At 36.5% G+C, this 15171-nt stretch carries 9 protein-coding genes; all 9 read right to left on the bottom strand.

Going from position 1 to position 15171, the window contains the following annotated elements:
- Positions 1-4: 4 nt before the first annotated feature.
- The 9 genes from DESMER_RS01865 to brxL all read right to left on the bottom strand — a co-directional run bounded on the left by DESMER_RS01865 (position 5) and on the right by brxL (position 15151).
- Positions 5-2221, bottom strand: a complete 2217-nt coding sequence (locus tag DESMER_RS01865; RefSeq protein WP_014901366.1) for a Mu transposase C-terminal domain-containing protein — start codon at positions 2219-2221, stop codon at positions 5-7.
- A 16-nt stretch (positions 2222-2237) separates the two neighbouring features.
- Positions 2238-2882, bottom strand: coding sequence for a TnsA endonuclease N-terminal domain-containing protein (locus tag DESMER_RS01860; protein WP_014901365.1), 645 nt, complete (start codon positions 2880-2882; stop codon positions 2238-2240).
- Positions 2883-2924: 42 nt separating this feature from the next.
- Positions 2925-4835: a TniQ family protein gene (locus tag DESMER_RS01855; RefSeq protein ID WP_014901364.1), complete on the bottom strand. Its 1911-nt coding sequence runs from the start codon at positions 4833-4835 to the stop codon at positions 2925-2927.
- Entirely contained in the window at positions 4828-6486 is a 1659-nt protein-coding gene (locus tag DESMER_RS01850; protein WP_014901363.1) for a TniQ family protein, read from the bottom strand. Before DESMER_RS01850 ends, DESMER_RS01855 begins: the two co-directional genes overlap by 8 nt.
- 113 nt (positions 6487-6599) lie before the next feature.
- Positions 6600-6815, bottom strand: a complete 216-nt coding sequence (locus tag DESMER_RS24880; protein ID WP_014901362.1) for a Mu transposase C-terminal domain-containing protein — start codon at positions 6813-6815, stop codon at positions 6600-6602.
- Positions 6816-7566: 751 nt separating this feature from the next.
- Positions 7567-7737, bottom strand: coding sequence for a BREX system Lon protease-like protein BrxL (locus tag DESMER_RS23435; RefSeq protein ID WP_242831030.1), 171 nt, complete (start codon positions 7735-7737; stop codon positions 7567-7569).
- Between the two features lie 273 nt (positions 7738-8010).
- Positions 8011-12231 (bottom strand): AAA domain-containing protein, encoded by a 4221-nt coding sequence (locus DESMER_RS01840; protein ID WP_014901361.1) that lies wholly within the window; start codon positions 12229-12231, stop codon positions 8011-8013.
- 165 nt (positions 12232-12396) lie between these two features.
- A complete protein-coding gene (locus DESMER_RS01835) occupies positions 12397-12627 on the bottom strand; it encodes a hypothetical protein (RefSeq protein WP_014901360.1) in 231 nt (76 codons plus the stop codon).
- Positions 12628-13105: 478 nt separating this feature from the next.
- A complete protein-coding gene (gene brxL / locus DESMER_RS01830) occupies positions 13106-15151 on the bottom strand; it encodes a protease Lon-related BREX system protein BrxL (RefSeq protein WP_042334183.1) in 2046 nt (681 codons plus the stop codon).
- Positions 15152-15171: the final 20 nt, after the last annotated feature.

The raw sequence follows: 15171 nt of genomic DNA, 5'->3' as shown, positions 1-15171 counted from the left end.
TGAATTAATCTCCTATTCGATATATTACATCGAAGCCTTCAAGATCCTCAGGGGAGAAGTCAGTATCATCGATTGTATTTGATGGTATACTACTTTTATCACATTTACTTTGAAAAGAATTTTTCTGTTTCGCTTTACTATTCTTTGATACTGGTTTGACTTCCTCATTAAAGTCGTTTACTGAATATGAAACAGGTAAAGGAGGAAGTATCTCTGAAAAATCAAAATTAGTTCCTATGTCTGAAATATTGTTTAGTTTACCCATATTTTCCGTGGCCTCTGGTAAACTATAATTGACCTTAACCTCACTATTATTGAAAATCCCCGTATTATCACTAAAAATCTCATGATCGGAATTTAGCTTTGCGGCCTTTCCTCGACTATTTTTCGATTCCCAAAATGAGGCTTTATTCCTAAGAAAGGCTTTTGATTTTGCTAGAGAGACAACATCAATAGTACCATATTTTTTTCTTGCAAGTTTTATAGCCTCATCATGTTCCCACTCCGAGAGACCCTCCGCATAATCAGGATTAGTACATTGTACTCTAATCCAGTCGTGTATAAACATATGGTCATATAAAAAAATGCTTCCGATGTTTTGTGGATCATATTTGACTTTGAACTTTTGCTCTGCTCCTTTATTTTGTTTAGAGAACTTTTTCAAAATTCCATTAATATCCATGCTATTATACCTAAGATTATTAAGCTCGATGCCTTTGTTAGTAATCATGCGCTCATTAACTCTTCCAAGCAAAATTGGTAATTCATGCGAACTGTTCGGCCAATCGACCGGGAAGTCATCCGTATACTTTTCCCAAAGCTTTGCAGGTATACCTCCTGCTCCTCGATTAATGTCTTGTCTATAAACATCAACTAACCATTTGTGCATAAGACCAACGAAAATATTAAATGGTATTCTTGCTCTTTCCTTTGGGTTTTCCCCTTCTGCTAATTTTTGTGTATTCGACCGTGTTGTTCCTGGGTTTTTTTGCACGAAGTTGACTGTTGTTGTGCCCAAGAATCGCTCAATTGAAGCTTTCCATTCAGGCACTTTAGGAGGCGCATACTCCAACACGACACCCAACTGGTAACAAGCATCTTTCATCGGATGGTTCTTAAAAGCTAAACCATTATCTATTACCAATGCTTGCGGAACCCCAAATGTATTCCATTCATTTTCGATAAATGGATATTTATCTTTTATATAAGATTTATCACTTAAGATATGGCGAAGACATTGACTAACCTCCGCCCAACCTACACTGCCAAAACAAATACAAAAGCCAGGTATATCCCTAGTTAACTTATCTATAGCCATTACTAAATGTGGACGTTCGATAAATGTACCATCTGCAAAGATAATTATTATATCTAGAACAGTTGCATCTATTTCAACGCGTTCAAGTGGGTAACTCACCTTAACCCCTTGCCCAATGGGATTAAACTTGACTTCTGCGTTACGTTTGCTCATTCGTTTCCATACTAATTCAAACTCAGGAATTTTAGAAACAATGCGGGTAAACGTAGAATAGGATGGACAATAGATAATATTGTCACCCCGTCGATATTCATTTTCATTAATAATCTCTGATTGAACAGCCCAACGGAGTTCATCAATAGTAACACGCTGCTGATTTAGGTAAGTATCTTCAATACATTGTTCAATAATTTCCAAAACTTTTGGATCTATTCTATAACTGCCAGCGCCGCCACAACTTGAGTAACTAGGAGTTAAAGATCGAATATCACCGCCACTTTCGTTGTATATTGAAATCCAGCGATAAACGCTAGCAATACTAATTCTTTTTACAAAACTGATTTGCAAGTGTTTTTCAGCATTTTTAGGATTTCCACTTAATTCATTAATCTCCAAAACTCGATTTTTTACATCTAATCTAGTCCTTCTGCCCTTTAGCAAAGGCTCTATTACCTTAAAGCGAAAAATCGTTTCATCTTTACGCTGAACTTTTTCAAAATCATTTACAAGATAGGAAGTTGAAAACGAACCTTTATCAGGTGGGCGAATATTTTTCCCCTTAACCTCAAACTCCAACCTACCTTGATCAATAAGACTGATCATCTCATATTTTGTGAAAATTTCCCCTTTCTGATACCCCTCCCTTAAAACTTGGATTTTTACACCATCTAAACATTTGACAATTGTATACTCAATACGGTCTATCTTAAATTTCAGTCCAGGTTTAATTTTGACTTTATACAAAGATAACCCTCCTATTTCATGGAAGTTCTACGTAAGTTGCAAGGCTAATTTTTTCCTTCATTAAGTCACATACTAATTTCTGTGAATAGAGAAGCGAAAAAACCATTGCTTGAATTCTTTTTTGTTGTCGCTCATTATCATACAATTTTTGGGATAGTTCTTTAATATGCATAGGTCCATAAGTCATTAGTTGGTTACGAATTGTTAAAAAATCTGCACTTGGAACAACAATTCTAGAGAATTTAAACATTCTTTTGACGTTATTTAATAACTCCCCAGTCCTGATATCTTCGTCTGTTACAATCACAAATTTATAACCCTGTTCTTTACAATAACTATTTGCTGCGGTTACTTTAGCCCTAAATTTCTCATCTTCCTTAAGTTTTATTAGCTTATTTTTAGGCTTAACCTCAATAAGCATACTGATGTTATCTCTAACGACTAAAACGTCAGGAGTATACTTATAAGTTTTACCATTAAGCTTAGTCTTTAATGTTAATGGTTGTTCAGTGTACGACTTAACACCACGATCAAATTCCAATAAATATATATAATCTCTTTCGAGTAACGATTCCCACTCTATTAGTCTTCCATTTTTCTCACTTGGAAATATACCTGTATGTTTTTTACTGCTTGTATTTTGAATCTTCCTAACTGGCATTATCTATCACCTTTCCTTAAGTCCAACATTAACCCTTTTATGTTAAGGCACCGACCAACCTATCACCGAATCATCATTAATTCTATTTACTAGTTGGCTGATATGTTTTGCAACTTCAGGATGATCTCTCCACATACTTGTTCGATGATACCCCAGTTCTTTATAAACTAGTTCAATTGAGATTAATTTTCCTATTGATTTATTAAACTTAATAATTTCCTCGGCTTTCTTTAATAACTCTTTCTTCCTGTTCTCTTTCAAAGCAAGTCTTTGAACTTCCTTAGCCTGCTTAATTTCGGGCAACATACCCCATAAACGAATAGTCTCCGGACAAACTTCTAAGATTTTTGAGATAAGCTTTATGCTGATTCGAATATTATTATCCTTGCAGTAAGCTAGCGCATCTCGTAACCTTAACAAGTCTTTTGACGATGTGGTTTGCATCCTTTGGGGTCTATTTATTGGTTTATTTAAAACATTTGCAATACGAATTCTTGGTTCAAACCAGTAAAATAGAAAATCATTATATTTCATATTAAGATCCCTTCGGATTTGCTTAGCCTGGGTACCTATACGGATCTTGTTTAAAATAACTTTGATTATTTCTTCATCATGTTCAGGAGGTATCGATAATGGCAGTTTACTTTCCCTTATTAAACCATTAGCTGCCAGATATATAATTGATCTTCTAATTTTATCTTCCGGTTCATTTATTGCTTTTGCTAATTGCTTAATACAATTGGTATTACGCAACAGTGGTAATATTTTGTTATAAGCAAATGACAGAAAATACCCTCTCTCCCGAATTCCTTTATCAGGGCCACTTAAACAATACTCTATGCCACATTCAGTACAAACCATATAATAATTCAATTTCTCTCCATTTTTGTCCATTTTAGTTGACGTAGCTGTACGCTGAAGCGTTCCAGTTTTTAAATAACCTTTACACCAAGGAGTTAAACATGCTGTCCTATGTATTATTTTTGCTGGCCTTGTCAAGATCCTATAGACGAATTCCTCTGAAATCTGAAGTTTAAAGAAATCATCTAAAGATATTTGCACATCTCTTAAAATGGAAAGTAATAACGCTAAATGAGTATACGATTCATAAACACGACTCTTTCTTGCTGATTGCATAATAGAAGTTGGTATCTTAATTTTTTCACTATTATTTTGTAATGCAAGAATAATCAGGATAGCTAATTGTTGTTGATTTGATAAATTGTCTGCCGGTGTCAACCCTGGCATTTCTGGATTTAAGAGGTACTGCCAGTCCCTCAAAATTCTTTCTTTTTTTTCCCCAATATTAACATGTTTAGTAGTGGCTTCTGCCAAATTACATTCACAATAAGGGCACTTACCGACTTGACCTGCGGATGGCAATAATGGAATCCTTTTATGACAATTCCAACATTCCTCTAGTAAAGTGACACAATGTATATCACACCATTTAACTTCTGCGACTTGCCACATTAATTTATAAAAGTCATTTTCCTTGAGGCATTTAGGGCAATACTTCCTATGCTTTTCAATCATCCCCCCTAAAGCCCTACTCTTCAGTATCTCTGTATCAGTAATTCCTATTTTTTTGAATACAGGAATAAGAGTTAGGTGTTCTATATGTTCTACATTGAGCATTTCACCAAATTGTATGTAGTTAAATGTTGAAGCTGGATAAGTATCTAAGATTATTGACATACTCGACTGAGGATAGTGAGATGATGGTACTAAAAATAATCTCCAAAGGTCATGTGATGATACAAAATTGGCTCTGGCAACTCGGCTAATGTATCCTGTAAGGCATTCAGTTAAAACTGGTTTAGGAGTTATAAGAAGACGGTTTATAATAACTACCACCCTTATAAAAGAGTAAATAATTATATTATTCCAATCTTCTAAAATAAAATACGTTACTTTTTCAATAATTAATTTCTTATTGACTTGCTTATTCAAGTTTACAACTTGGGGTCGTATTCTTGATTTTAATGGATTTTATATTAATAATTTGATTTTTTCGTTCTGATTCGATTAACGGACTAAATCCATATCTACGAAGCATATTCTTCGATAGACCAAGTTGCTCAGAAATATTATCATGATTAATTTTTACCCCTTCATTGTGAAATTTACTAATCACCTCAAATACCTGTTTTCGCAATTCATCTTTAGCGTATTTTTTTTTCCTATTACCACCATTCTTTATCTTAACTGCTAGCATAAACTCTACTTCCCGATATGCTAAGTAAAAAAAATACTCATTTGCCCCCCAGCTAAACTCTTTTTTTGCATATTTGAGCATTTCCCTAGTTGAACATGTAAGATCAGTTATTTCCTTGAATTTCCTAATAACAGATACGTCATTATCAACTGATTTTGGGACATATTTCCCAGTCCAGCGTTTAGGCAACAAATTGTGATATGCTAAATAACCCAAAATTCTTTTGCATTTTAGCTCATCAATTCCTATTTCTTTTCGGAGTTTGGTCTCACTGACTACAGTTTCTAAATTGATCAATATTTGTCCAATTATCATGATATGGTTTCCCATATCCTCCCACTCATTACTAAGATGTCTTATGCCATATTTGATTCCGCAGTCAGTACATATCGATATTTTTGTATACTTGCTAGATCTATGCTTTGTATCTACTATTTTCTTTGAAGTTCCGTATGATGGGCACCAATGAGCTTTGCAAACAAGTTCGTTCTTTGGTTTGGAAAGTGACTTTATGAAGTCTTCACTAACTTCAACCCTACTGAAATCTTCCAAAGATATTTTTTGACTTCTTATCTGTTTAAATAGTTCGGCCAGATTAACTCTGTGAAGAACACCACCGTTTACCATTGCTCTAAGGGATTGAGCATAATATCTTTTGAGTCCATTCATTTTCTCTAAACAAAACTCAGGTTCAAGATTCTGAGCAACATAAAGTATTGATAATGCTAAAGATTGTACTTTAGTTAGGTTTTTTTTATTCTGAAATGATCTAGAGTTATCCATCAAAAAATACCAATCGGAATATTTGGATAATTGCTCTGATACTATATTCTGATTAACAGAGTTCAAATTGCTTTGATCAAGTTGTGAGTTACATTTTAAACATTTAATTTGTCCTAACTTTTCATGTATATATGGTTGTATGCACCCACAAATTGGGCATATATCTGTCAATTTCGTCGAGTGCTTGTCACATATTTCTAGTTCCTTAACTTGCCAGATCAATTTAAAGTATTTATTCTCATTTAGACACACCGGACAAAACCTTCTTGTCTTATTATTGATTAGAGATAGCAGGAGTTTGTATGAACTAGGTTGTATACTTTCTTCTTCAATATACTTATTAAAAACGGAAGTAAGTGTCATTTTTTCAATTTGGCTAACGGATACCCCAAGTAATGCACTTAGTTTTTCAATATTTACTAATTTATTTGGATAAATATCTAGTTGAAAGAATCTTACATTAAACTTTTTTAAAACCGTTCCATTTTTAACAATATTATAAATATCTAATATACTAACTAAATTTCTTTGAGATGCTCTTAATAAATAAGTGGTAAGTGATTCTCCTGAATTTATTTTGGAAGGAACTAAAAGTCTTCTCATGTTTAGACTCCTTTTTTTAACTTGTAAATCTAAGTATCTTCTCTTAAATGACCGTGCATTGTAACCTATTTTTTTAAAGTCAAAATTCGAATCTTTTTTTGTTCCAGGCCCCCCTATCCTAAATGCATATATTTTATATACTTTGAATTATTAGAATCGAAGATATAAATATATGAAAAGTCATAAGGATCGTACCACACCTCAACTGTCGTCGTTAATTGTTCTTCAAACACGTCAACTTCGTATGGATAATAAATTATATTCTTAAAGTAAAGAATCTGGTGTGATAACACTGCATGAGCTTTTTCTAATTTAATATTATGAATCATAGTTCGTCCTCCATTTCGATACTTCTTGATAATTTTAGTGAATTCCTGAAAACATCATTTTTAAGGACCTATAACTATATTTCCATTTCATGTAAGACCCTACTTTTTTTCGTGCCTCGAAAGATGGAAAACTCTAAATACCCCGTTTAGAATGCATGATTGATCTTTATTTCAGAAAACGCATTGTTTTAAGGGTAGTTTGGATAAACAAAATTAAGTTCTGGAACAGATTGTAAAGAGTTGTGAATAATCCGGAGCAAATTGAGCCATAATTCCGGAGTGCGGATGCCAAGTCTGCGGTTCTCTTGACCCGTAATATTCAAGTTGAGCCATTAAAAATAATAAGTCCATAGATTAATAAAAAATGGTACCCCTTCAACTCTTGTAACTAAACGGTTTGATTAAATAAATTCCTTCATTAAAATTAAAACATAAAATTCAAAATATTATTAAAATATTCTTTAATAGAATCTTCTGAAGTGATATCTTAGCCTTTTTAATACTTTTTATTTAATCTTTCCTTTGTAATTGTTTGTATTGTACCATTATAAAAAAAACCGACTAGGATTCTTTCCTAGTCGGTCTTTTTTCGCATTCATTATTTTTAACTTCTCTTAGAATAACATTCATTTGCATCTCTACCTTCAATTCGAATTATTCACTATATATAATAGATAATTACTATTTGTTTGTCAATCTTCAATACTTCCGATTTTCCATTCAGTGTTTACCTACCTATACTCTAAAGTGCTTACTGCAGATTGATCTCAATTTTGCACAACCGGGATCTGTAAGTCTGAAACAAGTGCGAGGTCTGAAGAACCGTCTCGACTGGCTGATTGATATTACCATTAAGAATGATGGAAGCGACTCCGGTGATCTCACCTCCGGCACCGGCCCTGGAAAAAGATCCAGATTCCATGTATTATATAGCTAATGAAATATAAACATACGCCGAAGCCTTGGTGCAGCGGTATTTCTCGTCTAAATGCTGTCTAAAATCCATCTAATATCCAGTCGAAGTATACAAAAGGAAATCGACAGGTATAAAGCTTCAAAAACGGCCCTAAACATATTTTAGTTCGGGGCCTTTTCTTTATATCTGTACTAAGATTCATTTCAATTGTAGACTTCTTTAAGTCTTGCTCAACAGCGAAAACAAACAATATGAGAATGTATTTCTTTCGTATATTTTTTACGTAGGTAAAGTTTCAGCCCTTTTTCCCGATTTATTAATCATTAATATTTTGTATTTATTACCTTGGAAACTAAAAATGCTTCCTTCCTCTCTACCAAAAAGCGTTTTCTCAATTTCTTTCATTAAATGCCTGTTATAGGGATTTTCTTCAATATTCACTTCAAATGTATCCTTTATTACAGAATCCTCAATCGTCACCCTGTCACCAAAGCTCACAATTTTCACACCTTGATTATGGGTCTTTGCTGTTTGTTTATAACCGCTAAATTCTTGCTGCTTAGCCACAAATTTAACAACTTCTGCAGGCTTGCTTGATTGACTGGTTCTATGTTGAGTTTTAATTTCCTTAGGTTTATTTGCTCTTTGAGGAGGCTTTGAATCAAGCTTTTCTGGATACTCTTCACGTTTATCAACATTACTCGAAATCACATTTAGTTCTATATTTCCCACTTCATCATCTGTAGCTTGTATTACTTGAAACTCCGACTTATCTTCCCGGCCACATAATTCCTTGAGCAAAAGTTCAATTCTATTAATCTCTTTTTCTGGGTTTTGCCACCAGTTCCTACTCCAAATGCGGGTGATATTCCATCCTTTACTTTCCAGAAACCGTTGCCTATAAACATCCCTTTCCCTGGCACTTTTTGCACTATGATACATAGCCCCATCACATTCAATGCCTAGGACATATCGGGTTGATTCATCAGGATGAATAACAGCCAAATCAATCCTATAACCCGAACAACCAATTTGGGTGTCAACTGTATAGCCTCTAGCACTAAGGTGTTTATACACTTCCTCTTCGAAAGGGCTATCAAAATTTAGTCCTTGACTATCCGCCCTATTACTGAATTGTTGAGACTGATTGACTTCCTGTAAAACATTCAGAACCGTATCCCGGTCTTTATTGGCAACAGCATAAGCGTAGCGCAAGTATTGTTTGAACAAAACTGGCCCAAGATTTTTAGAACCGCTAACTTCAATATCTACGGGTTTAATACTTGATACTATGATAACCTTCTCCTTCCCCCGAGATATCGCGACATTTAAGCGATTTTCACCACCTTGAAGATTTAAGGTTCCAAAATTAGCCGATACCCGGCCTTGCAGATTTCTTCCATATGCAATAGAGAAAATGATAATATCTCTTTCATCACCTTGGACGTTCTCGATATTTTTAACAAAAAGTCGCGCATCGATTTCCCGAGACATAACTTGACTATAAAGCGCATTAAATTCTGCATCATCTTCTGCAAAGAGATCTATATATTCTTGAATCTTTTCTTGCTGCTTGCTGTTAAAAGTAATTACTCCAACAGTCTTTTCAGGATAATTTATAAAAATTTGCTTTAGTATGCTAACTACTTGCTTCGCTTCCTGCACATTGCAGTTGTTTTCCCATAATCCATTAACCGGTATCCATTCAATAGCAGGAGGATCAGCATTAGGGGTTACATTGGGAGCTATCTGTACTTGACCACCATAATATGCATGATTAGAAAAGTTAATTAATTCTTCATATTTAGAGCGATAATGCCATGCTAAAAGTTTTGAAGGATAACAGCGTTTACTTAAATTAAGCAAACTGTCTGAATCAGCTACTCCTTCAGCATACTCCTCCTCATCTTGTTCCTGGATTGATACTTTGAAAAGATCAAAAGGAGGGAGTTGTTTTTCGTCTCCTGCGACCACAACTTGTTTTGCTCGGTAAAACGACGGTATTCCATTTTCCACCGGACATTGGGATGCTTCATCAAAAATTACTAGGTCAAACATTTCTTTAATTAAGGGAAAGACTGTCGAAACTGTCTCTGGTGACACCAACCAAATAGGGAGAATTTCTAACAAGCCTTTTTGTGAGAACTCTGCCATAAGCTTTCTAAGTGGCCAAACTTGACGCATCTTTCCAACTTGGTGCCGTAATTCACGAAAGTTCTTTGGTTGATTTTGCTGAGAAGCTAATACTTTATGTTTTAACCTCAGACTTAAAAGTTTTGGCGTAAGTCCCTTTTTCAATTTTAGCAGCTTCTTGTATTCGTTAAGGACTTCGTCAAATTTACCTGCGCTCAATTGCTTTATCTCTGGGCACGCCTTCTCACATTCGTCTACCCAACGTGTATAAAATGACTTCTCAACTATCCCTTGCCAAAGATCCCCTAAAGTCGGATTAGGAATCACCGGCAGTTCCCGAAGTAGAATTGCCAGAACATCAGACTCTATGTCATTTAACTGGGCGATAATGCTATCCATTTCTTCCAGCTCATCAAAATCATTATCAAGATCTTTCTGCAGTTTCTGCAAAAAGTCGAGAGGAATATCGCCTTTGCTCAAGGATTGATTGAGCCTACTAATAACGTTGGGTTTAAGAAACCTTCCTAAAACCTCTAATGATGCGTTAAGTGTCTGTGTATCAGTGCCAAATTTATAGATATCGACAATTGCCTTCTCTATTTCTTTCCACTGTTCGGATTTAAAGCCAACAGATGCCGCATCATTGCTCAATTTGGCTAGGATATCTTTACCAGAAAACTTTGTCCAGAACCACAAGCTAATATTGCTTAAAATTGCCTTTTGATTGTAGCGTTCAATAAAACGAATTCCTTTGGATAAAGTTTCTTCATTCGCCCAACAATCCGAAGGATTAAATCCTCCGTTAAGGATTTTTTGATTGGCAGCGACTTCAGCTTGGCCAATAACCTTATTCAACATTTGCCGTAACTCATAAAGAGTTGCATTTTCCATCCTTGCAAAACTTTGTCTATCTACCCATGAATATCCCTCATGTCCGAACTTCCCGAAATAATTACCTAGCCGCTTAATCATAGGAAGCAGCTTAAGCATATGCGTGTAATCGACTTTTTCCGGAATTGAACCAAGGTTGAGTAGAATTTCATTTGTCTTTAAACTTTTAGATCGGGTGTAAAGTTCAAATGCTGTTAAACCACATTTTTGTTTAGTCCAGAGTCCTGACGCAATTTTATTGAGGTACTTTGTCTTTTGATCAAGTTCTTGGGAAAGATTTTCGTATTCAGACTCCTCCTGTCTGGTTTGAGAGATAAACTGGTTATCCATAATATTCGATATTTTGAAATAGAGATTTTTTCGGTCCATTGCTGCGTCATGAACTAGGGCGACTTGAGTAGTCAGCGAAAGAGCGTCTAATCTCTGGTAGACTACAGATAGCGCAGCTCTTTTTTGGCAGACCACTAAAACCTTCTTTTCTTTAGCCATGGCATTGCTTATAAGGTTCACAATAACCTGCGATTTCCCTGTACCGGGAGGTCCATGAACAACAATTCCTTTTTGCATCTCTGCCGAGTGGATAACCTCTTCCTGCGAAGCATCAAGGTCTAAGATGTTAAAGGTCTTTGCCTGCGGGACCAAGTCTAAATCAATAGGTTCATCCCAGACTCCTTCTGTTTGACTCGAATCCTCTTCCGTTTCTAGCAAAATATCATTGACCAAACCCAGTTCACCTGATTCCTGATAAATCCCCACCAGATCCTCATAATCCTTCAATAGCGCAGAATTGCTTTGTGGGAAGTGGCCCAGCACCAGGTGTTCCTTAATCTCTAGATTACCTTTTGGACAGTTGGGTATCTCCTTTTGGGTAAATTGAGGTAAGGGTGCTAACTTATCGGAATTCATGGAACATTTTACACCGTATTTATTGAATAAGCGGCAAGTCCAGTCCGCAAATCCACTTTGCGGAATTTGTTTAGCATCATCATTAATCTGTTCATCGACCGATATTTGGGCATACTTCCTCATTGCTAAGAGCAGCGTTTTGTTTATAGTAATATCATCATTAGAATCTACGATTAAAACCCATCCAGGGCTTCGATCTGTTCTTTTTTCTAATCTTACAGGGAAGAGAAACACCGGGGCCTGAATATAAGTGTCATCAGGAAACCTTCCGGTTAGAAAAGGGTAGCCCACATAGACATTGTATGAACCCGTTTCTTCTTCAAGGGCAGTAACATTTCTATAAAGTGACTGCAAACGATGAGCTAGTCTTTGCTCTTTTTCATCTGAAGACTGATTTGAGACAAGGTAAATAGGACCTTGGCTATGAATTAACTTATCTAAAATTTCTTTTGAATTAAGCTGAGCCAGGTCAAAGGTCCACTTATCGTATAACTTTAAAAGTCTTAATGATCGGTTGCGTTTACTTAAATCGCTTAGCCTATCTTTAAGTTTTTGTAGCGTTTTCTCCATGTCCTACCGCCCCCACACAAATCAAATCCAAACAACTTGTCATTCCTAATAACTTATTCTCAGACTAAAAATGTATTTTGAATTTGCCCGCGCTTATTTAATAGTCAACACTTTATATAAATATTCCTTCTTAATCATCAAACAACTCTCTCATATCGGTATAAATCAGTCTTTCATCATTATTGTAGAATCTATTGAACCTAGGGAACTATCGATTTGATCGAGTTTGCTACATACATCGGTTAGGTCATAACCAAGAGCTCCTTTAATTCCATCCACTGCATTTATAATATCTGAAATATCATTTATTCCATACCCGGTTAAACTATCAATCTTACTATTTAATTCGACCAGCTGATCTCTTATTTCACTCATAATAGCAATTAATTCATCCATAATCTTAATCTCCTTCCAAACTTGGGGATCACCTTTAATCCTGATCCAATCATATTATCGACATAGAAACTGGCAGTGTAATTCCTTCATTCAAAAGGTAATGCTGAAATATATTATCCGTTAGCTAGATTCGCGATAAAACTACAAAATACCTACCTAATAACATAGGTAATTTGCTCCAACTTATTTGTACTTAACACCTAACTCCTTTCTTCAATTCTATCTTTGATAACTAGCATAACATTGCTGGCAGACATTTAATTGTAATTCATAAAAATTGACGCCTTTTTCAAGCGTCAAAGTAAACTTTATTAGGGAATATCGAATCTGACCGAGCGATACTAACTGTGTTGTCCCGTTTTGTAATATACTGTATTCTTGGAAGCTACTACTACTATACTACTTCAGGAACAAAGCAGTGTATACAGGGTTGTTCTTTTGTTTTGATGTCTTGCATCACTACATCATTCTCTATCCCCTAATCTACTCCCAATGCTTTAAACACTGCGTCCTCGGCACTCTGGTAGAAGATGATATTAAAGCAGCCAATCAGTTCCGAAGGCACGGTTCCAAGATCGACAGCAGAGGTAATAGGAATCAGAACCTTTTTGGCTCCACTGTCCAAACAAACCTGCAAAGTGTTGGCCAACTCTTCAACTTTTATAATTGTGCCGCCAATACTAAGATCTCCAAGTATGACCGCACTACTCAAAGCCGGCTTATGCAAAGCTATTGAGCATATAGCCACAACAGTTGGCAAGGTCAAACGCTTGGTCATGCCGATACCATTCAAATCCTGAACGTGCATGAGATAATCTTTAGTCGTCGTGCTAATGGAACCACTGATATTTTTACCATTGGCTTTGAGATAACGATAGGCTGTATCGACAGCCTCCTTCGCTTCCCGATCCGATCCAATACCAGTTCTCTCAAACTTACCATTACCGGCAGTCATCTGCATTTCCAGTTTGTAAACGCCGATCATACCGGATTTGCCACGAGAAACCGTATAAATATGACCAGGTTTTCCCATACCTTCTGGAATCAATTTGCCCCCGCCTTGCTCAGGAACAGAAACATAGTCCTCATTGAATGTTTCATGGTCAATATAAGAGAAGTTTACGTCATAGAACTCCATGCCTCCGATCTTCTTCAGTTGTTCCTTGACACGACGACGCATTTCCAGCGCAAAGCGCAGAATTTCTTCGACATTTTCTTTCGTAAACTGGCCATCTGGGTGGATCAACTTAACCAGCCCAGATACTGTTTTTTTCACAGCAATGACATCCCGCTGGTTCAGGTTGTTCCCCAGCTTGAAGTATTTATCATAGGCATCGGCATAGGATATTTTTCTCAACTCTCGCATAATTTCCGAGAAATAGTCCGTAATAAAGCCGTAGTCGTCGGTGAAATATTCCGGCCGATATTTGGGAATCTCCCAGCCAGGTAAATAACAGTGTAATCGATCCAAGAAGGCCGAGTCATTAGACATCGCCTCTGGAAATGGATCAAAGAGGTGGGACGTTTTTAAAAGAACATCCACACTTTGATTGATATTTCCGACGAACACCATCGAAGCATAGGCGTTCTTTTCTTCCTTTCCGCGCGAAAAAGAACCAGAAGCCATATAATCCTTCATGATCTGTACTCCGTCTTGATCCTTGAACTTGATCCCGGCAACCTCATCGAAGGCTACGCAATCCCATAAGCCCACGAGTCCAACCGTCTTGCTGCCCATGTTGTAAAACAGGTTAGCCACTGTTGTCTGACCGCCGGAAACGAGAATGCTATTCGGGCTGATCTCCTTATAAATATGGGACTTACCGGTTCCTCTCGGCCCCAATTCGCAGAAGTTGTAGTTGTTCTCAATCAAGGGGATCAAACGGGCTAGGTGCAGCCATTTAACTCGCTTATCAAACTGGGACGGTTCCATCCCGGTGCTTCTTAGCACCAGGTCGATCCATTCCTCATCTGAGAAATTCGCTCTGGCAGACTTAACTTCATCAATATCCAAACTGGGCATCTGGATCGGGGTTAGCTTGCGGATGATAAACGGACAGCGGTTTTTATCGGCCTCATCATAGAAATATTCCATCTGTACGATACACCATATACCGCCGCAGAGCAGTCGTTCAAAATCAGATACGTACTTCTCGGCAAGCGGGACATTTTTTATGCCGAGATTGGAAAACTCAGATTCATAAATATCGTTCTTATAATTCAGTTTCACTGATACTTTATCAATAACCGTATAGCTGCCTCTTTCTCGAAGCTTGGAAATAATCTTTTGGGCTTCATCTGGGCGCACATAATTCTCGGCCAGTATCTGCTTTACGTTCTGAACCCCAGCGTCGATTTCCTCTTGATCCATCGAAGAGCAATACATCCCCAGCAAGTATTCCAAAACATAAACCGGAACGTTGGCCCCTTCTTTGATTTTCTTGGTCAGATCTTTACGGACAATCTTCCCGGAAAAATGTGTTTTCAGCTTTTCCAACAGTTCTGAAACGTTTTTAATTCCCATTTCTAATTCGCTCACATTAT

The sequence above is a fragment of the Desulfosporosinus meridiei DSM 13257 genome, assembly GCF_000231385.2.
In the GTDB taxonomy this organism is placed as follows: Bacteria; Bacillota; Desulfitobacteriia; order Desulfitobacteriales; family Desulfitobacteriaceae; genus Desulfosporosinus; species Desulfosporosinus meridiei.
The sequence above is the reverse complement of the archived record's forward strand: the minus strand, read 5'-3'. Positions and strand labels throughout refer to the sequence as shown.